Origin of the sequence: Pseudomonas sp. BF-RE-21 (genome assembly GCF_019947305.1) — a bacterium.
In the GTDB taxonomy this organism is placed as follows: domain Bacteria; phylum Pseudomonadota; class Gammaproteobacteria; order Pseudomonadales; family Pseudomonadaceae; genus Aquipseudomonas; species Aquipseudomonas migulae.
In genome coordinates, this window is sequence record NZ_JAGYGF010000039.1 from 1 (window position 1) to 24,952 (window position 24,952).

19 protein-coding genes and 1 pseudogene are annotated in these 24,952 nt (G+C 59.1%); 9 read left to right on the forward strand and 11 right to left on the reverse strand.

Annotated elements, in window-relative coordinates; genetic code table 11:
- The first annotated feature begins 34 nt into the window (after nucleotides 1-34).
- From lon to cmoB, 7 genes and pseudogenes are all read left to right on the forward strand, one after another.
- Nucleotides 35-2,452 (forward strand): endopeptidase La, encoded by a 2,418-nt coding sequence (gene lon, locus KGB25_RS21495; protein WP_008042395.1) that lies wholly within the window; start codon nucleotides 35-37, stop codon nucleotides 2,450-2,452.
- A 115-nt stretch (nucleotides 2,453-2,567) separates the two neighbouring features.
- Nucleotides 2,568-3,176, forward strand: coding sequence for a hypothetical protein (locus KGB25_RS21500; RefSeq protein WP_223436562.1), 609 nt, complete (start codon nucleotides 2,568-2,570; stop codon nucleotides 3,174-3,176).
- Between the two features lie 59 nt (nucleotides 3,177-3,235).
- A pseudogene (locus tag KGB25_RS21505) lies at nucleotides 3,236-3,364 on the forward strand (hypothetical protein); the annotation flags it as partial.
- Nucleotides 3,365-3,582: 218 nt separating this feature from the next.
- Complete coding sequence (locus KGB25_RS21510) at nucleotides 3,583-3,975, forward strand: protease inhibitor I42 family protein (protein ID WP_223436566.1); 393 nt, start codon at nucleotides 3,583-3,585, stop codon at nucleotides 3,973-3,975.
- 2 nt (nucleotides 3,976-3,977) lie between these two features.
- On the forward strand, nucleotides 3,978-4,613 hold the full coding sequence (locus KGB25_RS21515; RefSeq protein ID WP_192228451.1) for a lysoplasmalogenase: 636 nt from the start codon (nucleotides 3,978-3,980) through the stop codon (nucleotides 4,611-4,613).
- 152 nt (nucleotides 4,614-4,765) lie between these two features.
- The gene (gene cmoA, locus KGB25_RS21520) at nucleotides 4,766-5,545 is read left to right on the forward strand and encodes a carboxy-S-adenosyl-L-methionine synthase CmoA (protein ID WP_223436569.1); all 780 of its coding nucleotides are present in this window, start codon (nucleotides 4,766-4,768) and stop codon (nucleotides 5,543-5,545) included.
- Nucleotides 5,542-6,498 carry a tRNA 5-methoxyuridine(34)/uridine 5-oxyacetic acid(34) synthase CmoB gene (gene cmoB / locus KGB25_RS21525; RefSeq protein WP_207285682.1) on the forward strand — a complete coding sequence of 319 codons (957 nt, stop codon included), beginning with the start codon at nucleotides 5,542-5,544 and terminating at the stop codon, nucleotides 6,496-6,498. The genes cmoA and cmoB overlap by 4 nt, the downstream gene beginning before the upstream one ends.
- Nucleotides 6,499-6,611: 113 nt before the next feature.
- Here cmoB and tadA read toward each other — a convergent pair whose 3' ends face one another.
- The 7 genes from tadA to treP all read right to left on the reverse strand — a co-directional run bounded on the left by tadA (nucleotide 6,612) and on the right by treP (nucleotide 15,955).
- Nucleotides 6,612-7,109: a tRNA adenosine(34) deaminase TadA gene (gene tadA / locus KGB25_RS21530; RefSeq protein WP_008042399.1), complete on the reverse strand. Its 498-nt coding sequence runs from the start codon at nucleotides 7,107-7,109 to the stop codon at nucleotides 6,612-6,614.
- On the reverse strand, nucleotides 7,109-8,485 hold the full coding sequence (locus KGB25_RS21535; protein ID WP_192228449.1) for a multicopper oxidase family protein: 1,377 nt from the start codon (nucleotides 8,483-8,485) through the stop codon (nucleotides 7,109-7,111). The genes tadA and KGB25_RS21535 overlap by 1 nt, the downstream gene beginning before the upstream one ends.
- A gap of 125 nt (nucleotides 8,486-8,610) precedes the next feature.
- Nucleotides 8,611-8,901, reverse strand: a complete 291-nt coding sequence (locus KGB25_RS21540) for a PTS transporter subunit EIIB (protein WP_008042402.1) — start codon at nucleotides 8,899-8,901, stop codon at nucleotides 8,611-8,613.
- A 2-nt stretch (nucleotides 8,902-8,903) separates the two neighbouring features.
- Complete coding sequence (gene ptsP, locus KGB25_RS21545) at nucleotides 8,904-11,438, reverse strand: phosphoenolpyruvate--protein phosphotransferase (protein WP_223436571.1); 2,535 nt, start codon at nucleotides 11,436-11,438, stop codon at nucleotides 8,904-8,906.
- Between the two features lie 62 nt (nucleotides 11,439-11,500).
- A complete protein-coding gene (locus KGB25_RS21550) occupies nucleotides 11,501-12,724 on the reverse strand; it encodes a maltoporin (RefSeq protein ID WP_008025558.1) in 1,224 nt (407 codons plus the stop codon).
- A gap of 103 nt (nucleotides 12,725-12,827) precedes the next feature.
- Nucleotides 12,828-14,477: an alpha,alpha-phosphotrehalase gene (gene treC, locus KGB25_RS21555; RefSeq protein ID WP_223436573.1), complete on the reverse strand. Its 1,650-nt coding sequence runs from the start codon at nucleotides 14,475-14,477 to the stop codon at nucleotides 12,828-12,830.
- Between the two features lie 35 nt (nucleotides 14,478-14,512).
- Entirely contained in the window at nucleotides 14,513-15,955 is a 1,443-nt protein-coding gene (treP, locus tag KGB25_RS21560) for a PTS system trehalose-specific EIIBC component (RefSeq protein ID WP_008042405.1), read from the reverse strand.
- Nucleotides 15,956-16,193: 238 nt separating this feature from the next.
- On the opposite strand from treP, the gene treR reads away from it, so the two are divergent.
- Together treR and KGB25_RS21570 are read left to right on the forward strand one after the other, a co-directional pair.
- Nucleotides 16,194-16,898, forward strand: a complete 705-nt coding sequence (gene treR / locus KGB25_RS21565; RefSeq protein WP_192420129.1) for a trehalose operon repressor — start codon at nucleotides 16,194-16,196, stop codon at nucleotides 16,896-16,898.
- A gap of 99 nt (nucleotides 16,899-16,997) precedes the next feature.
- On the forward strand, nucleotides 16,998-20,051 hold the full coding sequence (locus tag KGB25_RS21570; protein ID WP_223436575.1) for a membrane-targeted effector domain-containing toxin: 3,054 nt from the start codon (nucleotides 16,998-17,000) through the stop codon (nucleotides 20,049-20,051).
- Nucleotides 20,052-20,121: 70 nt separating this feature from the next.
- On the opposite strand, the gene guaA is transcribed toward KGB25_RS21570, so the two are convergent.
- From guaA to KGB25_RS21590, 4 genes are all read right to left on the reverse strand, one after another.
- On the reverse strand, nucleotides 20,122-21,699 hold the full coding sequence (gene guaA / locus KGB25_RS21575; protein ID WP_008025547.1) for a glutamine-hydrolyzing GMP synthase: 1,578 nt from the start codon (nucleotides 21,697-21,699) through the stop codon (nucleotides 20,122-20,124).
- An 84-nt stretch (nucleotides 21,700-21,783) separates the two neighbouring features.
- Complete coding sequence (gene guaB, locus KGB25_RS21580; RefSeq protein ID WP_008025544.1) at nucleotides 21,784-23,253, reverse strand: IMP dehydrogenase; 1,470 nt, start codon at nucleotides 23,251-23,253, stop codon at nucleotides 21,784-21,786.
- Between the two features lie 221 nt (nucleotides 23,254-23,474).
- Nucleotides 23,475-24,023 carry a hypothetical protein gene (locus KGB25_RS21585; protein ID WP_008042413.1) on the reverse strand — a complete coding sequence of 183 codons (549 nt, stop codon included), beginning with the start codon at nucleotides 24,021-24,023 and terminating at the stop codon, nucleotides 23,475-23,477.
- 161 nt (nucleotides 24,024-24,184) lie between these two features.
- Nucleotides 24,185-24,952, reverse strand: a complete 768-nt coding sequence (locus tag KGB25_RS21590; protein WP_008042415.1) for a sulfite exporter TauE/SafE family protein — start codon at nucleotides 24,950-24,952, stop codon at nucleotides 24,185-24,187.

Here is a 24,952-nt window from a genome sequence, read left to right on the forward strand (position 1 = left end):
ATCTAAGACCCATACCCCATTGCGCAGGTGCCCCATGAGCGACCAGCAAGAATTCCCCGAAGACCCGAGCGACTACGCCGACCCCGAAAACGCCCCGCACCACTCCACCGGCAAAGGCCTCGCCCTGCCCGGCCAGAACCTGCCGGACAAGGTCTACATCATCCCGATCCACAACCGCCCGTTCTTCCCGGCCCAAGTGCTGCCGGTGATCGTCAATGAAGAACCGTGGGCTGAAACGCTGGATCTGGTGAGCAAATCCGATCATCACTCCCTGGCCCTGTTCTACATGGACACGCCCCAGGAAGACCCGCGCCATTTCGACACCTCGGCCCTGCCGCTCTACGGCACGCTGGTCAAGGTGCACCACGCCAGTCGCGAAAACGGCAAACTGCAATTCGTCGCCCAGGGCCTGACCCGCGTACGCCTCAAGACCTGGCTCAAGCACCATCGCCCGCCGTACCTGGTGGAAGTCGAGTACCCGCACCAGCCCACCGAGCCGACCGACGAGGTCAAGGCCTACGGCATGGCGCTGATCAACGCGATCAAGGAACTGCTGCCGCTCAACCCGCTGTACAGCGAAGAGCTGAAAAACTACCTCAACCGCTTCAGCCCCAACGATCCGTCACCGCTGACCGACTTCGCCGCCGCCCTGACTTCGGCGACCGGCAGCGAGCTGCAAGAAGTGCTCGACTGCGTGCCGATGCTCAAGCGCATGGAAAAAGTCCTGCCGATGCTGCGCAAGGAAGTTGAAGTTGCGCGCCTGCAAAAAGAAATTTCCGCCGAAGTTAACCGCAAGATCGGCGAGCATCAGCGCGAGTTTTTCCTCAAAGAACAGTTAAAAGTCATCCAGCAAGAGCTGGGCCTGACCAAGGATGACCGCAGCGCCGACATCGAGCAGTTCGAACAGCGCCTGGTCGGCAAGGTGTTGTCGACGCAGGCGCAGAAACGTATCGAAGAGGAAATGAACAAGCTGTCGATCCTCGAGACCGGTTCACCGGAGTACGCGGTCACGCGCAACTACCTCGACTGGGCCACCTCGGTGCCGTGGGGCGTGTATGGCGAGGACAAACTCGACCTCAAGCACGCACGCAAGGTGCTGGACAAGCACCACGCCGGCCTCGACGACATCAAGGACCGCATCCTCGAATTCCTCGCCGTGGGTGCCTACAAAGGTGAGATCAGCGGTTCCATCGTGCTGCTGGTCGGTCCGCCGGGCGTGGGTAAAACCAGCGTCGGCAAATCCATCGCCGAATCCCTTGGCCGACCGTTCTATCGTTTCAGCCTCGGCGGCATGCGCGACGAAGCCGAGATCAAGGGCCACCGCCGCACCTACATTGGTGCGATGCCGGGCAAACTCGTGCAAGCGTTGAAAGACGTCGAAGTGATGAACCCGGTGATCATGCTCGACGAAATCGACAAGATGGGCCAGAGCTACCAGGGCGATCCGGCCTCGGCGCTGCTGGAAACCCTCGACCCGGAACAGAACGTCGAATTCCTCGACCATTACCTGGACCTGCGTCTGGACCTGTCGAAAGTGCTGTTCGTCTGCACCGCCAACACCCTCGATTCAATCCCCGGCCCGTTGCTGGACCGGATGGAAGTGATTCGCCTGTCGGGTTACATCACCGAAGAAAAAATCGCCATCGCCAAACGTCATCTGTGGCCCAAGCAGCTTGAGAAGGCGGGCGTGTCGAAAGGCAGCCTGAGCATCAGCGACACCGCGTTGAAGGCGCTGATCGACGGTTACGCCCGTGAAGCCGGGGTGCGGCAGTTGGAAAAACAACTGGGCAAACTGGTGCGCAAGGCGGTGATGAAGTTGATCGATGAGCCAAAAGCGGTGATCAAGCTCGGCCCGAAAGACCTCGAAGCCTCACTCGGCCACCCGGTGTTCCGCAACGAGCAAGTGCTGTCCGGTACCGGCGTGATCACTGGGCTGGCCTGGACCAGCATGGGCGGCGCGACACTGCCGATTGAAGCGACGCGGATTCACACGCTCAACCGTGGTTTCAAACTCACCGGGCAATTGGGTGACGTGATGAAGGAGTCGGCGGAAATTGCCTACAGCTACGTCAGCTCGAATCTGAAGTCGTTTGGCGGCGATCCGAAGTTCTTCGACGAGGCTTTCGTGCACCTGCACGTGCCAGAAGGCGCCACCCCGAAAGACGGCCCGAGCGCCGGCGTGACCATGGCCAGCGCCCTGCTCTCGCTGGCACGCAATCAGCCGCCAAAAAAAGGCGTGGCCATGACCGGCGAACTGACGCTGACCGGGCATGTTTTGCCGATTGGCGGAGTTCGCGAGAAGGTGATTGCGGCGCGGCGGCAGAAGATTTTTGAATTGATTCTGCCGGAGCCGAATCGCGGGAGTTTTGATGAATTGCCGGATTATCTGAAGGAAGGGATTACCGTGCATTTTGCCAAGCGCTTTGCGGATGTGGCGAAGGTGTTGTTTTAATTCATCGCCTCACGGCACAACGACCACCTGTCGGAGCTGACACTTCTGACAGGTGGATTCATTTCCCTGCCCTGATAAAACGGTTGCTCATATCCTCATTAAAGTGAGAGCAATCATGGAAGAAAAAACGCAATTAGCCCCTCCGACTATCTTGAGTCCTAAAGAGGGGGATAAGGTTGAAAAACTGGTAATAGAAGGATTAGGAGAACCGTTCGCCTCTATTGAACTGAACTTCTGTTTTTGGGCTGAAAACCATTGGAAACCCATGGCCGACGCGAATAAGAACGGGACGTGGAGTTTTACACCCGAAGGGCCAGAGCTTGAAGCCCCCGGGCGTAAATGGATTCGTGTAAGGCAACGACGGAATTGGCCAGAAGAAACATCCGAACCAACCGAAAAAGTAAATTACCAAAAAGTGCTTGATCGACCAAGAATAACCAAACCTCTTAAGGGAGAGTCACTTCCTCTGATCGAGCAAACTATCCAAGGACATGGACATCCCTTCACCACTCGGGTCGAAATTGAACTGGTCAAGATAAGTCCATTACCCACCGGCACGTACAAAACCAGCACTAATCCCGATGGCGGTGGCTTTTGGACGACAAAACCCAACTGGGCGCTAACCTCTGGTTCCTATGCATTGAAGGCCAGACAAATATATGAGAGGCACGATATAACATATGAATCGAACTGGACTAACGACTTGCCCATCGTCATAAAGTGACTCTACTGTTGCTCCGTAAAAAAGCAGACAAGTGCATAGCGTATATAGCTGAAAATCTGCGGCAGAAGATCTTTGAATTGATTCTGCCAAAGCACGATATCGGCAGTTTCGGCGAGTTACCGGAAGGAAGGGGGGTTACCGTGCATTTCGCCAAGCGCTTTGCGGATGTGGCGAAGGTGTTGTTCTGATAATCATGTAGCGCCTGCAAGATCGCCATCGCCGGCAAGCCGGCTCCTACAAAGTATGGGTGTCAGCCACAAAAAATGTGAGCGGCACAAATCCCCTGTAGGAGCCGGCTTGCCGGCGATGGCGCCTGCACGGCCAACATCACTCCCCAGGCCGTCACAATTTGTCTCATCTTCAGTTATGCTCGCCGTTCGTCGTGAATGCCGGAGCCACTGACCTCATGTCCCCCACCCGCCTGTTTGTCCCCCTCGCCCTCGTCTTGCTGGCCGCGTGCGCCACGCAACCGAAACAGAACGTGACCGTGGAAAAACAAAGCGAATGCCCCGTGCAACTGCACAACGGGCAAAACCTGATCCTGACCCTGCCGAGCAACCCGACCACGGGCTATCGCTGGGCAATCCAGGATTCGGCCGGTGGCGTGTTGCGCGCGTTAGGGCCAGAGGTCTATCGAAATCCGGAAGATGCTGGGGTCGTCGGCGCTGCCGGTGTTTCTACCTGGCGTTTCCAGGCATTCGCACACGGTGACGGACGCTTGCGCCTGACCTCGCAACAACCCTGGGCGCCGGAAGTGCCGGCGGTGGAAACCTTCGACTGCGCGATCTCGGTTAACTGATCATGGGCTGGCTGATTCTGGCGCTGATGGGCGCGGTGACCTTTCTTTACGGCCTGAGCGTGCACGCCGCGCTGCTCTGCCTGCTGGTCAAACCGTTGCCCGTGCTGGCCTTGCTCGGCTGGCTGCACGATGCGCCGCCCAGCGAATATCGACGCTGGATCAGCCTGGGCTTGATCTTTTCCCTGCTCGGCGATGTCTTGCTCGCGTGGCCGGGGGATTTGTTTGTGTTCGGCCTCGGGGCGTTTTTGGTCGCGCACCTTGCCTATCTGAAAGCTTATTTGAGTGATTGCCGGCGGTTGGCGGTGCTGCCGTTGATCCTCGCGCTGGGCGTCGGCGCGGTGCTGTTGGGGATTTTGATTGCCAATGGTTTGGGCCCCCTGCTGATCCCGGTGATCGTCTACGGCCTGGCCATCAGCGCCATGCTTTGGCGGGCACTGGCTCGCCTGGGCACCGATGTACCGAAGCGCTCTGCGCTGCTGGCGGCGGGCGGCGCGCTGGCGTTTGTGTTTTCGGACAGCGTAATTGGCATCAACCGGTTTGTTGCGCCATTCGATGCCGCGCCTTATGTGATCATCCTCAGCTATTGGTTGGGGCAGTGGGGTATCACCGCCTCGGCGTTCGGTCCGAAACCGCGCTGAATTCATCGCGAGCAGGCTCACTCCCACAGGTACAGCGCAATCCCTGTAGGAGCGAGCCTGCTCGCGAAGCAATGTCCCTGAACACGAATATCTAAAAGCCTGCCCACCGCTTTATCAGACAACCCGCGCATCCCCGCGCCAAGTTGGCTAAAATGCCGGCCTTTTCCACATACCCCGCTGGAACCGCCGTGAGCAAAGAACCCGATCGCCTTTTCGCCCAGCCTTTGGCCCAGGTGCCCGACTTCGCCTTTAACGAGGACGTGGTGCGGGTGTTCCCGGACATGATCAAGCGCTCGGTGCCAGGTTATCCGACCATTGTCGAAAACCTCGGCGTGCTCGCCGCGCAATTCGCTCAGCCCAACAGCGTGCTCTACGACCTCGGCTCGTCCCTCGGTGCCGTGACCCAGGCGTTGCGCCGTCACGTGCGCACCGATGGCTGCCGCGTCATCGCTGTGGATAACTCGGCGGCGATGGTCGAACGCTGCCGCGAATACCTCAACGGTCAGGATTCGATGTTCCAGGAGTTGCTGCCGGTGGAAGTGATCGAAGGCGACATCCTCGCCCTCGACTTTCAGCCAGCCTCCGTGGTGGCGCTGAACTTCACACTGCAATTCATTGCCCCCGAGCAGCGCACCGCGTTGCTGAGTCGCATCCGTCAATCGCTGCTGCCTGGCGGTGCGTTGATCCTCTCGGAAAAGCTGCGCTTCAACGACCCCGAAGAACATGCGCTGCTCACCGACCTGCACGTCGCGTTCAAACGCGCCAACGGCTACAGCGAACTGGAAATCGCCCAGAAGCGCAGCGCCATCGAAAACGTCATGAAGCCCGACAGCCTCGAAGAACACCGCGAGCGCCTGCTCGCCGCCGGGTTCTCGAAAGTCGTGCCGTGGTTCCAGTGTCTTAACTTTGCCTCGTTGATTGCCTTGCCATGATTGATCTGTCCCCCCTCGCCCGCCGTCTGGCCGGTACACCGCTGGCCGAATGGGCCAACACCCTGCAAGCGCAACTCGACAAGAAAATGGAAAAGGGTCATGGCGACCTCGAGCGCTGGCAGAGTGCGCTGGACGCCTTGCCAAAAATCCAGCCGAGTGAAGTCGACCTGCTGAATGGCCTGACCCTGGACACCGATTGCGACGCTGAGACCCGCGCGCAAATGCGTACCGCATTGATGGGGTTGTCGCCGTGGCGCAAAGGCCCATTTGATTTGTTCGGCGTGCACGTCGACACCGAATGGCGTTCGGACTGGAAATGGTCGCGCGTCGCGCCGCATCTGGACCTGAAGGGCAAACGCATCCTCGATGTCGGCTGCGGCAATGGTTACTACATGTGGCGCATGCTCGGTGCCGGCGCGGACAGCGTGATCGGCGTTGACCCGAACTGGCTGTTCTTCTGTCAGTTCCAGGCGGTTCAGCGCTATTTGTCCGAGCCGAATGCCTGGCACCTGCCGTTTCCTTTTGAAGACCTGCCAGCGGAACTCGAAGGCTTCGATACAGTGTTTTCCATGGGCGTGTTCTACCACCGCCGCTCGCCGATCGAGCATCTGTTGGCGCTGAAGGATTGCCTGGTCAAGGGCGGCGAACTGGTGCTGGAGACGCTGGTGATCGAAGGTGATCAACAGCAGGTGCTGGTGCCGGAAGATCGTTATGCGCAGATGCGTAACGTGTGGTTCTTGCCGTCGGTGCCGGCGCTGATGCTCTGGTTGCGGCGTGCCGGTTTCACGGACGTGAAGTGCGTGGATGTCAGCGTGACGACCGTCGAGGAACAGCGCGGGACGGAGTGGATGAAGTATCAGTCGTTGAGTGATTTCCTCGATCCGGAAGACCACAGCAAGACGATTGAAGGGCTGCCGGCGCCGATGCGCGCGGTGATTGTCGCCCGTAAGTAAAAGCTTCGCGGGCAAGCCTCGCTCCTACAGGTTATGCGTCGGTCGCGGAATTGGCGTACGACACAACCCCGTAGGAGCGAGGCTTGCCCGCGAAGGCTGCTTCATTGTCGCCTCTAGTCTGCGGGCTTGGCGCGCCGGGCCTTGAAGAATTCGCTGAGCACCGCCCCGCATTCCTCGGCCAACACTCCACCTTCATACAGCACCCGGTGATTCAAAAAGCCCTGGGTAAAGAACTGCCCCTGACTCTGCACAATCCCCGCCTTGGGCTCCAGCGCGCCGTACACCACCCGCGCAATGCGCGAATGCACGATCAGCCCAGCGCACATGCTGCACGGCTCAAGCGTCACGTACAGCGTACTGCCGGGTAAACGATAATTGCTGGCGGCCAGTGCCGCTGCGCGGATAGCGACCATCTCCGCATGCGCGCTCGGGTCGTTGCCGCTGATCGGGCAATTGAAGCCACGGCCGATGATTTCACCGTCCTGCACCAACACCGCGCCCACCGGCACTTCACCCAGCGCAGCGCCTTGTGCGGCCAGCGCCAGCGCTTCGCGCATGAAGTCACGATCACGGCTGCGGTCGATGATTGCGGCGGGACGAATCTGACGCATCACGCCACCTCGATCGCGGCCATCAGGCCGGTTTCCATGTGGTCGATCACATGGCAATGGAACATCCACACCCCAGGGTTATCCGCCACCAGCGCCACTTGCGCCCGCTCGTTCTTGCCCAGCAAATAGGTGTCGGTGAAATACGGGATGACCTTATGCCGGTTCGAGGCAATGACCTTGAAGCTCATGCCATGCAGGTGAATCGGGTGCTGGTACTGAGTCATGTTCTTCAATTCGAAAATGTAGCTTTTGCCCTTCTCGAGCTTGGCAATCGGGCGATCGGCGCAGGTCTTGTCGGTGATGTCCCAGGCCTTGCCGTTGATCTGCCACAGGCTCGGCGGCCGGCCGTTGTCGACGTTCACCGAAACCGAGCCGACCCATTCGAAATTGAAGTTGAGTTTCTCGGCATTGGCCAGGTCCGGCTCGGCCACCGGGTTGGCGGGCAGCGCGGGCGGCCACTCGGTTGGGGCATCGGTGTTCGCCACAGAGCGGAACGTGCCCAAACGTACCGGGCCGTTGCGCAGGGATAATTCTTCACCGGCCGCAGGTGCCTTGATTGCCAGGCAAATGCGCATGCCTGGCCCGAGCCAGTATTCCTTGCCCAATGGACGCGGCTCGACGGGATTGCCGTCCAACGCGTAGATCTGCGCCTCGACACCGGGAATGTTGAGGCGATAGGTCAAGGTGTTATCGAGATTGAGCAGGCGCACGCGGGTGATCTGCCCGGCCGGCAAATCGATGACCGCTTGCGGCACACCGTTGATCGTCGCCAGACGCCCCGCCGTGCCGCCCCGGGCTGCTTCCCGGGGAATGCTGAACTCGACGAAATTGCCCACCTCGTCGACATGCCAGCTCTTGAGGCTCAAAGTTTTCTCGTACTTGAAACCGGTCGGCTCGCGCTCTTCGACAATCAGCGGTCCCACCAGACCACGGCCCAGTTCTTCGCTGCTGTTCACATGCGGGTGATACCAATAGCTGCCGGCATCGGGCACGCGGAATTTGTAGTCGAAGTATTCGCCCGGCAGCACCGGCAACTGCGAAACGTAGGGCACGCCATCCATTTCCAGCGGCAGGCGGATGCCGTGCCAGTGAATGGTGGTCGCCACCGGCAGGTGATTGATGAAACGCACCCGCAGCCATTCGCCCTGACGCACGCGCAACTCGGTGCCCGGCGCCGACGGGCCGAACGCCCAGGCTTGGGTCTTGTGCCCGGCCACCAGCTCGACGTCCAGCGGCGCCGCAATCAGCTCATAGTCGTGGCCCGCATCGGCGTCGGCCATCTTGCCCAGCCAGTAACGCGACGCGCCCCCCGCACCGACGCCAACGACAACAAGACCGGCCAGGCCACCGAGAATTTGGCGACGGGTAAAGGACATGAACTCAACTACCTCACGTATCAGCGACAGATCCGGGGACCTGGAAAAGGCGAATACGATACACCTGCGGTTGAGAAACGGTAAGGGCGACCGAGAGACGCACATCATCTGTGGCGAAGGATCGGTTATGGCTGAAGGCCAGTGATCAGGTGCACCACGCCGCCCTCCAGCATCATGACGCCTGGCACACCTGCCAGATTCAAAGCCTGTCGATTCATCCGCCCCACATCGCGCAATTCCACCCGAACCCGGGTCAGCGCCACAGGCTGCTGCGACTTGAGGTTATCCACACCACCCAACGCAGCCACCACATTCGCTGCCAGGCCAGGCGCCGATGGCGCAGCCACCTTCGGTTCATCCACGATCAGATCCGGCGTCAAGGCTTTCCAGAACGCTCGCTGCATTTTCTCGAACATGTTCAGTTCTCCATAACCAGTGAAGTTTCGACCGTCGCGTCGCGATACAGCCTCAAGACCTCGCGTACTTGCCCGGCACTTTCCAGGCCCAGGATCTGTTGGGCGATGGCCTGGCAATCCACCAGGTCCACCGTGCGAACCGCCGCTTTGACCGCCGGAATCAACGGCACACTCACCGACAACTCATCCACGCCCAGCCCCAGCAAAAGCGGCGTGGCCAGGGTTTCGGAGGCCAGGGCGCCGCACACGCCCACCCACTTGCCGTGGCTATGGGCGGCTTTCACGGTGCTGGCGATCAATCGCAGCACCGCAGGATGAAAACTGTCAGCCTGACTGGCCAGCCGCGGATGATCGCGGTCCATGGCCAAGGTGTATTGGGTCAGGTCATTGGTGCCGATGGAGAAAAAATCCACTTCGGGCGCAAACAGATCAGCCATCAGCGCCGCTGCTGGCACCTCGATCATGATCCCCAGCTTCGGCAGTTCCGTGAGGCCCAGGGCCAGCGCCTCCTCTTCGAGCAGTTGACGAGCCACGCGCAACTCCGACAGCTGCGTCACCATCGGCAGCATGATGTGCAAACGCGTCAGTCCCGCACAGCTCAGGATTGCCTTGAATTGATCGCGCAACAGCTGCGGACGCTCCAGGCACAGACGAATCCCGCGCACGCCCAGAAAGGGGTTGGTTTCACTGTCCATCGGGACATAGGCCAAAGGCTTGTCACCGCCAACATCCAGCGTTCGCACCACCAGATTACGCGCAGGCCCGAGAGCTCGGGCGATGGCGCTGTAGGTGGAGGCCTGCTCGTCCTGGCTCGGCGCATGATGGCGATCCAGATATAGAAACTCCGAACGCAGCAAACCCACACCCGCGCCTCCCAGCGCCATGGCCTGTTCGGCTTCAGCCAGCGAAGCGATGTTGGCTGTCACCTCGACATGATGTCCGTCGCGAGTACAGGCAGCCAGCGACGCCTGCGCCAATTCATGGTGCTGACGTTGCTGCGCAAGCGCGCGCCTGGCTTGAAGTTCTTCAATGGCAGCCAGATCCGGGTCAAGCTGCAACTCCCCCTTATCGGCATCGAGCAACACCTGGGTACCGTTGACCAGCGCCAGCACTTGCACCGGTAACCCACAGATCGCCGGCAAACCAAACGCCCGCGCCAGGATCGCGACATGGCTGGTGGCGCCACCGCCGACCGTGGCAAAACCCAGCACCTTACGGGTATCGAGCCCGGCGGTCTGGGACGGTGTCAGTTGTTCAGCAATCAGAATGGCGCCTTCAGGCAACTCCAGCTCGCGGTCCCGCACGCCGAGTAGCAACTTGAGCACTCTCTGACTGACATCGGCCAGGTCTGCCGCTCGTTCGGCCAGCAGCGCATTGCCCAAGCCTTTGAATAAGGTTGCCGTCGACCCGGTGGCCGCACGCCAGGCGAATCCGGCGCTTTTGCCTTCGTCGATCAGCACATGAGCCACCTCTAACAAACCCGGGTCTTCGAGCAGTTCCTGATGCGCCCTGAAGATCTCTGCCTGAGCATCGCCCGTGGCGTTATCACGCATCTGCTGCAACGCTGAAATTGCCTCGGTCAACGCTGCGGACAGATGATCGCGCTCAACCCGCGAACTCTCACCCCATTCGCTGACATCAAGGACCTGCTCGGCGATCTGTACCACTTGGCCAAATGCCGAACCCGCCGAAGCACATACCCCACGCAGCACCTTGGGTGATGATGCCTCCAGGGGCTGCGGGGCAACATCCGCCGTCACGGGCACGGTCTCGCCGCATCCGGCGGTCAGCAGCTCGGCCAGTGCCTTGATCGCCTCCTCAGCATCCGGGCCGACCGCACTGACTTGCACAACATCATCGTGAACGGTCTGCAATGCCATGATCGCCACCAGGGATTTCGCATTCGCACTCTCCTGCTGTTTATGCAGGTGAATGCTTGCCGAGAAACCTTTCGCCGCTTGGGCGAACACCGCCGCAGGACGGGCGTGCAAGCCGTTCGGGTTGGGCAACGTCACCGGTTTGGAGAACAGCGTCTCGCCCTCTTTAGCCACAGACTCATCCATTGTCAGCTCGACAGAATTCAAACCCAGCAACGGCTGACCACTGTCTACCCACCCGGTTTCCGCCGTCAGCCAAGTGAACGGTTCACCGCTGACCACCAGCATTAAGGTCAGCAGGCTGCGTGCATTCAACGCAACAAAATCAGCATCGAACTCAATCAGCGACTGCCCGACGGCAACCTGCTGCCCTTCCTCCACCAACCGCGTGAACCCCTTTCCTGCAAGGTTCACCGTGTCGAGCCCAATGTGCATCAACACCTGCACGCCATTTTCATCGGTGATGCTGACCGCATGCCCACTGGCCTGCACATTGCTGACAACCCCTGCCAGCGGCGCGCACAACGTTGTTGACGTCGGATCGATGCATAGCCCATCGCCGATGATCCGGCTGGAAAAAACTCGATCGGGCACAAGGTCCAAGGGCATCAATACGCCGGACAGGGGTGCGTGAAGCTGCAATTGTTGGGGTGTGGCCATGACTTCACCTGCTGTTCTGTTCTTTGAAGTGCCGATGGAGCGCGACGCTCCGACAGCATCGCTTATTTCCACCAGTACTCGACCTGCAATCCGACGTTCGCACCGTGTCGCGCCGTGCCGAAGGCTCCGGTGTCGGACAACGCTGAACCCGCTGCCAGTTCATTGGCCGCACGCTTGGCCGCCTCGTTCCAGCTGGCATAGGTGTAATACAAGCGCACTTCGGGCCGCGCCCAGAATTCAGGCCCCTTGGGCGACCAGGTCGGGGCAAAGGTGAACTTGCTCAGCTTGCGCGTGCCACCTGTAGCTTCGACCTGATCGTGACCCAGCTCGGTCACCAGTTTGAACTGCTCGGTAATCGCGTAGGCCGGCCGAACGCCCAGGGAAATCCAGTTCTGGTCTGATCCGTCGGGGCGAATATCCTTCTGGTAAACCGCTTCGACCTGCCCGCCAAACCGGGGCGTCACCTGCCAGTCGAAGAACTCCACCACCCGGTAGCTTTTATTGCTGTCATCCAGTTTCACGTTACCGGTATAGCCCAACCCGGTGCCCGGCCCTTCACCGTACTGAAACGCGAGTTTGTTCTTGCCACCCAGAAATCCTTTTTGCACATGCTGGGTGGTAATCGCCCAGCCACGATGAGCGTCGCGGCTGTCGGGTTTGTCGATGTAGCTCAGGCCAAACTCCAGCTCACCGCCGGGGTTAGTGTTGAAACCGGCAACGTTGAAATCGTGACGATTGATGTAATCCTTCTGGTACAGGTTGTCCTTGCGCGAAAAGGCGTAGCTGTATTTCAGATCTCCGATCAGCACGTCCTCGATGCCGCCGCCAGTGGCGCTCTGGTTCCAGTAGTAGAAGTCGGAAATGTGGATGTCGTTCCGTTTGTAATAGCGGCGACCGGCCCACAGCGAACCGCCGTTGAGGCCAGGCATGTTCGACCATTGCGCGTACAGCTGCGGCAAGCGCACCGAGCCGTTGTCGCCATTGAACGTCAGGTCCTTGTCGTACTGGTTATACAGTGAGGCCATGCCATCGACACTTAGCACCGAACCGTCATCCAGCGTGTACAAGTCCTGACGAAGTTCCAGTTCCCCATACTGCTCGCACTCGTTACCGAGGCGGTATTTGGTCTGTGCTCCGGGCAGTTGGAAACACTGTTGTTTACCACTGTTGACCGACGTACCGACGCCGCTGCGCAGGTAACCGCCGAACTCCAGCGCATGGGCCGTCAGTGGCAACGCCAGGCAAATGCCAGCGGCTGCAAGGCCGCGATTTATTGTTGTTTTCAAGAAACACTCCATTATTTTTATTGTGTGCAGCAGCAAAATCGGCGCGCAAAACTCCCCCGCGCAGCGTTCTGCGTGTTTTTGAAACGATGTTTTTTGTGAGGGGTCAGTGGTCAGTCAAGTGCAAGACAAACGACTCATACGGTCGTAAAAACACCTGTCGATTTCGCGGCGGACAGTCCGCATAGTTGCTGATGACCAAGCGCTGGCTCATGAGTTCAGCGATCACTGCATCCGGCAATTCAACTTCGCAAGGCGTCCCGTAAAAGTTGTTCAATACCAGCAACCGTTCGCCGCTTCCTTCCCGTACATAAGCCCAAACTTGCGCGTGCTCAGGCAACAGCTGACGGTAAACACCGTCGGATATCAGCACTTCGGTACGCCGCAAATTGATCAACTGGCGGTAGTGATGCAGCACTGAATTCGGGTCGTCGAGTTGAGTGGCGACGTTGATCTGCGCCGAGTTGGCCGGTACGCCGATCCAGGGTTGCGCCGTGCTGAAACCAGCGTTCGGTCCGGTATTCCAATGCATCGGCGTACGGCCGTTGTCGCGGGACTTCTGCATGATCGCCGCCATGTTGTCGGCATCGCTCGCACCCGCCTCGCGCTTGAGCCGGAAGATGTTCAGGGTCTCGACGTCGCGGTATTGATCGATGTGATCGAAGCCCGGATTGGTCATACCCAGCTCTTCGCCCTGATACACAAATGGCGTGCCCTGGAGAAAATGCAGCGCGGTGCCGAGCATCTTCGCCGACACAACACGATGCTCGCCGTCATGACCAAACCGCGAGACCACCCGAGGTTGGTCGTGATTACACCAGAACAGCGCGTTCCAACCGCCGCCGGCCTGCATGCCGGTTTGCCAGTCGGAGAGGATGCGCTTGAGCTCGAGGAAGTCGAAATCGGCGCGAATCCACTTTTGCAGATTCGGGTAATCGACTTTCAGGTGATGGAAGTTGAAGGTCATCGACAGCTCTTTGGAGCCCGGCCGCGAATAACGAATACAGTGTTCGAGACTGGTAGACGACATCTCGCCGACATTGATCAGGTCATGGCCTTCGAACACTTCGCGGTGCATTTGCTGCAAGTATTCGTGAACATTCGGCCCGTCGGTATAGAAGCGTCGGCCGTCGGTATTGTCCTCGGGAAAGTCCGCCGGTTTCGAGATCAGGTTGATCACATCCAGCCGGAACCCGCCCACACCTTTATCCCGCCAGAATCTCATCATCTTGAAAACTTCGGCGCGCACCTTCGGGTTGTCCCAGTTCAGGTCGGCCTGAGTGTGATCGAACAGGTGCAGGAAATACTGGCCGGTCTGAGCCTCGTACTCCCATGCCGAACCACCAAACTTGGACTCCCAGTTATTGGGCTGATCGCGCCAGATGTAGAAGTCACGATACGGATTGTCGAGACTGCTGCGCGCCTGCTGGAACCAGGTGTGCTCGATCGAGGTGTGGTTGACCACGATATCGAGCATCAATTTGATCCCGCGCTTGCCGGCCTCGGCGATCAGCAATTCACAGTCGGCCATGGTGCCGTAGCTCGGATCGATGGCGTAGTAATCACTGATGTCGTAACCGTTGTCACGCTGGGGCGAACGCAGGAACGGCGTGATCCACAGGCAATCGACGCCCAGCCAGTGCAGGTAGTCGAGCTTGGCCACGACGCCGAGCAAATCACCCGTGGGATTGCCTGCGTGGCTGTAAAAACTCTTCGGGTAGATCTGGTAGATCACCGAACGTTGCCAGTCTTGCATGGCTGTATTCCTTCTTGAACTGCGATAGCGATCTATCAGGCGACCCGATACCCAGGCCGAACAATCTTCATGCTCAACCCACAGGTCAAAACAAACGGCACGACCATGGCGATGATCATCCCGATCACAAACATCGGGATGAACTGCGGAATGATCGAGATAAATCCGGGTAAACCGCCGACACCGATGGCCGAGGCCTGGACCTTGTTCATCGACAGGAAGATGCCCCCCAGCGCCGAGCCAATCAGTGCCGCGTAAAACGGAAACTTGTAGCGCAGGTTGACCCCGAACATCGCCGGTTCGGTGATGCCGAAATAGGCCGAAATCGCTGAGGTCGACGCCATGGACTTGTCCCGCGCATTACGGGTCATGTAGAACACCGCGAGCGCCGCGCTGCCTTGGGCGAGGTTGGACATGACGATCATCGGCCAGATGAAAGTACCGCCCTGGGTCGAGATCAGCTGCAAGTCGACCGCGAGAAACATGTGGTGCATGCCGGTGATCACCAAGGGGGCGTAAAGCAGGCCGAAGATCGCGCCGCCGACCATCGGCGCCAGATCAAACAAGGTGACCACACCTTCGGTGATGAGAATCCCCAGATGCCGGGTCACCGGGCCAATGACCGCCAGCGCCAGCACGCCGGTAACCACGATGGTGGTGATCGGCACCACCAGCAATTGCACCGCATTAGGCACTCTCGCCCGCAGCCATTTTTCGATGACGCTCATCACGTATGCCGCCAGCAGGATGGGCAGGATCTGCCCCTGATAACCGACCTTTTCGATCTGGAACAGACCGAGGATGTCGAAATACGGCAGGCTCTGGCCGTCGAGACCTGCGACTGCCTTGCCATAGTTCCAGGCATTGAGCAGATCGGGATGAACCAGCATCAGACCGAGCACGATGCCGAGGATTTCGCTGCCGCCAAACCGCTTGGCTGCTGACCAGCCCACTAGCGCAGGCAGGAACACGAACGAAGTGTTGGCCATCAGGTTGATCAGGCTCCAGAGCCCGTCAAGCTTGGGGTAAGCGTCCAGCAGGGTCTGGCCCTCGATGAACATGCCCTTGGCGCCGATCAGGTTATTGATGCCCATCAGCAGGCCCGCGATGATCAACGCCGGAAGGATCGGCATGAACACGTCGGAAAACACCCGCACCAGACGCTGCATGGCGTTTATCTTGTCGGCGCTTTTCTGTTTAACGTCGGCGATGGTTGACGCGGCAAGACCGGTTTGATGGCGCAGCTCTGCGTAAACCTTCTCCACCTCGCCAGGACCGATGACCACCTGGAACAGGCCGCCGGTAAAGAATGAGCCTTTGACCAGGTCAATCTGGTTCAGCGTGGTGCTGTTGACCCGGCTCGGGTCCTTGAGGGCAAGGCGCAGGCGTGTGACGCAATGCGCGGCTTGCTCGAGGTTGTCGCTGCCACCGAGGCTTTGCAGCAGCTCGCTGACGATGTTCGGATAGTCGTGGCTCATGCTTGTTTTTCCGCTGTGGTTTTTTGTTATTGGCAGCACGCCGAAGCGAAAAGTACTCGTCTGTACGAGTTAAATCAACAACTCGTACAGACGAGTTTGAATTTGTTGGCTTGTCACCCGACCGGCGGCGATTTTTCCCACCCTCTCAGACGATGAAAACCCAAACCCGCATGGACAAACCCCTACCCTGCCCTTAAGGTTCGAAACCTTGAGCACATTGCGGCACAGAGCCATCCCCATGAGTAAATACAACCAGATCTACAGCGATCTGCTTGCCAGCATCACGACCGAACGTCTGGAGCGCGGCGCCCGGTTGCCTTCCGAAACCGAATTGATGGACAGCTACCAGGCCAGTCGCGGCACCGTGCGCAAGGCCATCGAGCAATTACAGGAGCGCGGGTTCGCCCAGAAAGTCCACGGGAAAGGCACCTTTGTGTTGTCGACCGACCCGATCGAATTTCAGTTGGGCGGCATCGTCAGCTTTCAGGAAACCTATCCGCGACTGGGCAACAACGTCAGCACCGAAGTGGTCGAGTTCAGCCAGATCCCTCTCGAAGGTGCGCTGCTGGAACATATCAAGGCTGAAGAAGGCAGCCTGATCACGAGGATCAAACGCGTACGGCGGATCGATGGAAAACGAGTGATCCTCGACATCAACCATTTCGTCAGCGACGTGATCCCCGGACTATCGCGGGACATCGCCGAGCACTCGATCTACGCCTTCATCGAACAGACCTTGCAACTGCAAATCGCCTACGCCCAGCGAACCATCGAAGCCGTGCCCCGCAGCAAGGACGACCAGCAACACCTCGACCTCGACGGCCAGAGCCATGTGATCGTGGTCAGCAACCATACGTTTCTGCAGGACGGCCGGCAGTTCGAGTACACGGAATCACGGCACACCCTCGACAAATTCTACTTTTCGGATGTGGCACGGCGCTGACCCTACAGGTAATTGAATCGCGTTTGGGCATAACTATGTAGTGCACCTCCTGCATGGAAACGGGCAATCATCGCTGCCCATTTCTCAAGGAGCGAGAGCATGTCCACCGAACAAAACACCCCCGCATCAAGCAATGCCGCCGATCAGGAAACACTCAGACTCATCGCGCCGGTCGTGGTGACAGCCTGCCCCGGTTTGCAGGAGGAAGCCCATGCGGTCGCCAGTGAAATCCTGCAAAAACACGGCATCACCCACCTGGACCCGGATCAGGTCTGGTGGCATCGCTTCAACAATGTCTCGGCCAGCAGCACCAAGGTTTTTCTGGGTTGGGAACACGCGCCCAAACCCAGTGAATCTTTAACCCTGACGCAACTGGTGATCCATCGATACCGCGTGACCGACCAGGACGACGCCCTCGAACTGGACAGCAATGGCGGTTTTTACACGGCGGATGCGAACGCCAGTATTTACAACGAAACCAATGAAGTGCGGATGTACCCCAGGCAGGTGCTCGCGGACCTGTGGGAGAAAAACCTCAGTCAACGCTACCTGGATAAGCTGAATGCGTTCTGGGCCAGCCATTTTGATGACTACCGCACACTGGCCAAATGTAACTACCTCAGCAAAGCCGTGCAGGCGCGGCAAAGCGGGCAACTCGAAGAGGAGGATTTCCAGACCGTCATCAGGGCCGTCATCGGTGGCGCGTCCTGGCCGATCACCTTGGCTACCCTGAAAGCGCAAACCGCTACGCCTGCGGATCTTCGTGTTTGCGCGCTGGATGTCGCAGGGCATGTCGCCACCGATATTCTGCGCATTGTTAAGCCCAACGGTCGGCAAATCACCTACGTTCCCGGCGCCGCAGAACCCTTCCACGTGCACCCGACATTGACGGACATGCATTGGTGGATGCTGTTGCAGATGAACGAAGAACACCCCCGAACCGAATTCATGACCCATTTCCCGCTGTCGGTTCGCAAGGAGGTCCACGACAATATCACCCCGCTGATGAACCAACTGGTCGGCACCTGGGGCAAGTACGACCACCATTTGATCAATCAAAAAGACATCACCATCAGCGGTGACGTGTTCACCTGGCAGAGCCGGGCCGTCCAGCGCACGATGCTGGAAGAGGCTGACCTGACGCTGGTGAGCAATGGACAGATGCGTAAGCAGCTATGGCTGGGTTATCTCACCGCCGCACTGCACGTTTTCGGCCCGTTGGCGGTGCTTGGCTGGCCGATCGCATTGCCGGTGATCGGGGCCAGCATCGCGGCCATGGGTTTGAACATCGACAAAGCGGTGAATGGCAAAACAGCGGCAGAACGCAAGACCGGCATCATCGGCGCGGTGCTCGATGGCATCAATGTGCTGTTCAATCTCCCGCTGCTCAAAGAGGTCAGTGTGTTGGACGAAACCGGGGCTGCGGCTGAGGCGGCAGAAGCGGCCGAGATGGCGGACTTGAACAAGACGCTCGATCCCGAAGAAACCGTCGGCACGCAAGAACCGCAGGCGCCCGACGAATCGGAGGAAGTCACCCTGCAACCTGGAGAGTTGCCGGGCGTGCCCGATGAAACCGCGCAAGCGTTTGATGTACCGGAGCACTGGCAAAGCAATGAAATCCTCGAAAGCTACCCGATGGCCACCAGCGGAAAATTCCAGGGTGTCTACACACTCGATTCACAACCCTCCAACGCCATCCTGATAAACGAGCAGGCTTACTTCGTGCGTTTCGAAGCAGACGCCAATGGTGGCGGAACATGGGCGATCATTGATCCGCAGAACCCGAATGCCTTTACGGGGTCGATTCCCGTGCGCCTGAATGCCGAAGGTGAATGGGAGCTGGCGCCGAAGAGCGGGTTGAAGGGTGGCGGCAAAGGCCCCAGCAAACTTGTTCCCGGCCCCTCCCGGCCCGCTGCCCCATTGCCGCCCAAAGTGAATGATCACGCACACTTGACCCGATACGATGCCCCTAACGGTCGCTCGTTGAATTTCCTGGCGCTGGGAAAACAGGAAACCCATATAAAAGTCGTCAACATGCCTGGTGGGCAAATCAGAGGGGTCTCCCCCTACGAAGAGTATGTCGCCGGACGCCGCACGGCACTGGCCAGGGATGCAATCGCATTCCAGAAACCCAAGGACTTTTTCGCCTCGCTGCCTCCCCGACCGGTCCAGCCCGTGATCACTCCATCCACGACGGTCACCGAACTCATCGAGAAGGTATTCGACACAGCGCCGGGACTGGTGGTCGGTGAAAGTCAGGATCGCATTGCCAGCATGCGCTTCCTGATCGAAAACATGCCGACGCTGGCCAGGAAAGGCGTCAAGACGATCTACCTGCATCGTCTGCTCAACGACTTCAATCAAGTCGACCTGAACAACTTCGCCGAAACCGGAAATATGCATGGCATGCTGGAGATGTACCTGAAAAAGTTGCCAGGCGATCCTGCGGGACAGTTCACGCCGCTGGAGGTCGTCAAAACGGCCCAACAGAACGGCATTCGAATCCAGGCCACTGACTGCCTGGCGAGTTATCGTTATGAAGACTCGACCATGACCCTCAGAGCACAGCAATCCTTCAAGACCTACCTTACCCACACCATCATGCAGGCGACTCAAGCCCGCAACGGCGGCGGAAAATGGCTGGTACTCACCGACCAGGAGAGTACCAACACGTTCAGGGGAATGGCCGGCATCAGCGAAACGGAGGGGGGTATCGGTTTGCGCATAGAAGAAGTGCAACCCGATCAGAGTCTGCATCTGGACATCGACCATGGTATCGAAGTAGGCCATGAGATTGCCGGGGGAACTGGCCCGATGCACGGTAATACCGACACCCTGTATGCCGACATCAGCCTGCAGATGCCGACGCCGTTCATTCAACGAACGCCCGAGCAGATCAATCAGCTGCTGTTCCGCCAAGGCATGTTCACCATTGAAAGGTCGGAAGACACCTTCTCGCTGATTCATCGCAGCCGCACTGACCAGATTGTGCGAACGACAATCGAGCGAACGATGGATAGCGGCTTTCGGATCAACCGTCCGGCCTGGGCGGGTGTGCATCGGATCACCTACGCGAATCTGATCAGCCTTGCCCACGCACTCAACCGCATGGGCCTGACGCTGCAAGGGCGCCTGCCGGCTGTAACTGCCTGATACGCAAAGGCCCCGTGAATTCACATTCACGGGGCCTTTGAGGTGTTACAGGCGATCAGTCAGACCGGGATCATTCCCACTCGATGGTCGCTGGTGGCTTGCTCGACACGTCGTAAGTGACGCGGGAGATGCCTTCGATTTCATTGATGATGCGGCCGCTGACGGTTTCCAGCAGTTCGTAAGGCAGGTGAGCCCAACGCGCAGTCATGAAGTCGATGGTTTCCACGGCACGCAGGGCCACGACCCAGGCGTAACGACGGCCATCGCCTACAACGCCAACCGATTTCACCGGCTGGAACACCACGAATGCCTGGCTGACTTTGTGGTACCAGTCGGCCTTGCGCAGTTCTTCGATGAAGATGTGGTCGGCGCGACGCAGCAGGTCGGCGTATTCCTTCTTCACTTCACCGAGGATCCGCACACCCAGGCCCGGGCCCGGGAACGGGTGACGGTAGACCATGTCGTACGGCAGGCCGAGTTCAAGGCCCAGACGACGGACTTCGTCCTTGAACAGCTCGCGCAGCGGTTCAACCAGCTTGAGGTTCATTTCTTCCGGCAGGCCGCCCACGTTGTGGTGCGACTTGATCACGTGCGCCTTGCCGCTTTTCGCGCCAGCCGACTCGATCACGTCCGGGTAGATGGTGCCTTGGGCGAGGTACTTGATGTTGTCCAGTTTGTTGGACTGGGCATCAAAGACGTCGATGAAGGTACGACCGATGATCTTGCGCTTCTTCTCTGGATCGCTTTCGCCAGCCAGGTTGTTCAGGAACTGGTCTTCAGCGTTGGCGCGGATCACCTTGACGCCCATGTTCTCGGCGAACATGGCCATCACTTGCTCGCCTTCGTGCAGACGCAGCAGGCCGTTGTCGACGAAGACGCAGGTCAGCTGGTCGCCGATGGCTTTGTGCAGCAGCGCGGCAACCACCGAGGAGTCAACGCCGCCGGACAGGCCGAGCAAGACGTTGTCGGTGCCAACCTGGGCGCGAACCTGGGCGATGGCGTCTTCAGCGATCTTCGACGGTGTCCACAGCGCTTCGCAGCCGCAGATCTCGAGGATGAAGCGCGACAGGATGCGGCCGCCCTGCTTGGTGTGGGTCACTTCCGGGTGGAACTGCACGCCGTAGTAGCGCAGGTCATCGTTGAACATGCCGGCAATCGGGCAGCTCGGGGTGCTGGCCAGGATGTGGAAGTCCTGCGGCATTTTGGTGACCTTGTCACCGTGGCTCATCCACACATCGAGACCGAACAGGCCGTCGGCGTCGATGTGGTCTTCGATGCCGTCCAGCAGCTGGCTCTTGCCGACCACGTCGACACGGGCATAACCGAATTCACGCAGTTCGGAACCTTCGACCTTGCCACCTAGCTGTTCAGCCATGGTCTGCATGCCGTAGCAGATGCCGAAGACCGGCACGCCCAGGTCAAACACCGCTTGCGGGCAGCGAGGGCTGTTGGCTTCGTGCACGGACTCGGGACCGCCGGCGAGAATGACGCCTTTTGGAGCGAATTCGCGAATCGCTTCGTCGTCCATGTCGAACGGATGCAGTTCGCAGTACACGCCGATTTCACGCACGCGGCGGGCGATCAGCTGGGTGTACTGGGAACCGAAGTCGAGGATCAGGATGCGGTGGGCGTGAATGTCGAGGGCCATGAAGTCAGTCTCGTCTATGTAATTCAGAAACAACTCGGGGCTGAATAAAACAGCCCCGGGTTACTTAACGTTTTGCTAGAAGGCTCAACCTACGCGGTAGTTTGGCGCTTCTTTGGTGATCTGTACGTCATGAACGTGGGACTCGGCCATGCCAGCGCCGGTGATCCGCACGAACTCAGGCTTGGTGCGCATTTCTTCGATGTTGGCACTGCCGGTGTAACCCATCGAGGAACGCAGGCCGCCCATCAGTTGATGGATGATCGCGCTCAGGGTGCCCTTGTACGGAACACGCCCTTCGATGCCTTCCGGAACCAGTTTCTCGGCGCCTGCCGAGGAGTCCTGGAAGTAACGGTCGGAGGAACCTTGAGCCTGGGACATGGCGCCCAGCGAACCCATGCCACGGTAAGCCTTGTACGAACGACCCTGGAACAGTTCGATCTCGCCTGGCGCTTCTTCAGTACCGGCGAACATCGAGCCCATCATCACGCAGGAAGCACCGGCTACGATGGCCTTGGACAGGTCACCGGAGAAACGGATGCCGCCGTCGGCGATCAACGGAACACCAGTGCCTTCAAGGGCAGCGGCGACGTTGGCGATGGCACTGATTTGCGGGACGCCGACACCGGCGACGATACGGGTGGTGCAGATCGAGCCAGGGCCGATACCGACCTTGACCGCATCGGCGCCAGCTTCGGCCAGGGCCTTGGCGGCAGCGCCGGTGGCGATGTTGCCGCCGATGACCTGCACTTCAGGGAAATTCTGTTTGACCCAGCGAACGCGGTCGATCACACCTTTGGAGTGACCGTGAGCGGTGTCGACCACCACCACGTCAACGCCGGCATTGACCAGCGCGGCAACGCGATCACCGGTGTCTTTACCGGTGCCGACCGCAGCGCCTACGCGCAGACGACCTTGATCGTCCTTGCTGGCCAGCGGGTAAGCCTTGGCTTTTTCGATGTCTTTGACGGTCATCATGCCTTTGAGGGCAAACTTGTCATCGACGATCAGGACTTTTTCCAGGCGGTGCTTGTGCAGCAACTCGCGGACTTCGTTCTTGTTGGCGCCTTCACGGACGGTGACCAGACGCTCTTTAGGCGTCATCACTTCACGTACGGTGGCTTCCAGACGGGTTTCGAAGCGCACGTCACGGGAAGTGACGATGCCGACCAGGTCGCCATCGTGCAGTACCGGAACGCCGGAGATATTGTGCATGCGGGTCAGTTCGAACAGATCACGGACCGTGGCGTCAGCCTCGATGGTGATCGGATCCTTGACGACGCCGGCTTCGAACTTCTTGACCTTGCGAACTTCGGCAGCTTGCTGCTCGATGGTCATGTTCTTGTGGATAATGCCGATGCCACCTTCCTGAGCCATGGCGATTGCCAGACGGGCTTCAGTAACGGTGTCCATGGCGGCAGAAACCAGAGGAATGTTCAGCTCGATGCCACGGGTAAGGCGGGTCTTGAGACTGACTTCGTTAGGAAGCACCTCGGAATAACCGGGCACTAGGAGAATGTCGTCGAATGTCAGAGCTTCTTGGCTGATACGCAGCATCGCGGGGGCTCCCGAGCGGGAAAATGGAAGCGCGCCATTATAGTCAGACACCCCCTCGGGTTCAATGTAAAACTCTGTCTATTATCGATGCGGTGATCGACGGGGGGGTTGGAACGCAAATCCTGTAGGAGCGAGGCTTGCCCGCGAAGGCGTCATCACTGGCGCTAAAAGCTTCGCGGGCAAGCCTCGCTCCTACGGTTATGGGTGCGATACGGTAGCGGTTACAACTCGACCTTCACCCAACTGACAGGTTGATCCAGCCAATCGGCAAACTCATCGATAAAGCTCTGCTTGAACCCGGCCTCGGCCCAGTTGTTGAAAATGAACCCCAGGTTGGAAAACCCGCATTCCTGCAAAAACAGAAAGCCATTGATGTCATCTTCATGCCCGCATTCGGGACAGGTGAAGTTATCGGTACGCCCCGGCATCCAGTCTTCGAGGCTTTCGAACAGCGCCTCGCCGATTTCCTTGCGGCACTCGGCGCAACCCGCCTCCCCCAGAAAACCTTTGGCCGGCGTATAAATGCAGCGCTTGGTAATGATCTCCAGGCCATTGACCGGCTCGCCGAACGGCAGCGCATCCGGGTGCAGCACCACGGCGCGGGCACCGTCGGCGATCGCGTGGCCCATGCGGTTGCCGGTGCGGCCGCAAGTGGTCAGCTCTTCCTTGATGATGTCCTTGCGCACCAGCCACCGCACGACCGCCCGGGCCCGGGGTTCGTGTACCGGCAGCGTGGAGATTTTCGGGACGATGATGCTTTGGGAATTCATGGGTGCAAGCCTGCTGCGTCAAATGGAAGTTCTGCGGTGTGCCGTCCTACGCCTTCGCGGGCAAGCCTCGCTCCCACAGGTTCTGCGTCGACCTTGTAGGAGCGAGGCTTGCCCGCGAAGGCGTCCGAGCGGGCGGCAGCTTAATCCCTGACGAAATCCGGTCAAGTACTCAAATACCGCCCGATCAACGCAATCCCGCTGGCCAGCACCAACCAGGTCACCAGCCGCACAAACGCCTCGCGGGACAATCGCATGGTCAACCGCCGGCCGACCCACAACCCCAGCGCCATGGCCGGCAACAAACACAGCGCCAGTACCAACAAGGGTAGCTCGGCATACACACCCGCGACAGCAAACAGGCTCAGGCGCACCACGGTGCTGCAACTGATCAGCGCACTCTGGGTGGCCCGCGCCGCGTCTTTCGGCAACCGACTGTTCAAATAGATCGCATATAAAAAGCCGCCACTGCCAAACAACGCCCCGAACATCCCGCCCACCGTGCCCATCGGCACTGCCCAGGCGGCAGACAACTGCGTTGGCCGGGTTTTGACCCACAGGCTGTAAACCGCATAGACGCTGATAAACAGCCCCATCAACAGCAGCAACACGTCGGATTTCAGGTTCAGCAGAAAGATAACCCCCAGCGTGCAACCCACCGCCATGCACGGCAACAGCCGCAGCAACTCAGGCCTGGCCACATCCCGCCGCGAGGGCAGCAGATTGCCGAACGCGGCGACAAAATCCAGCAGCACCAGCAACGGCACGATCTTCGACAGCGGCATGAACACAATCAGAATCGGCCCCGCCACCAGTGCAGTGCCGAACCCGGCGATGCCAAACACGATGTACGCCAGGGCGATGGCCAGGCCGATCACCAACCAATCCGTCGCGCCGAATGGCCATTGGTGTAACAACTCCAGCACGTTCAT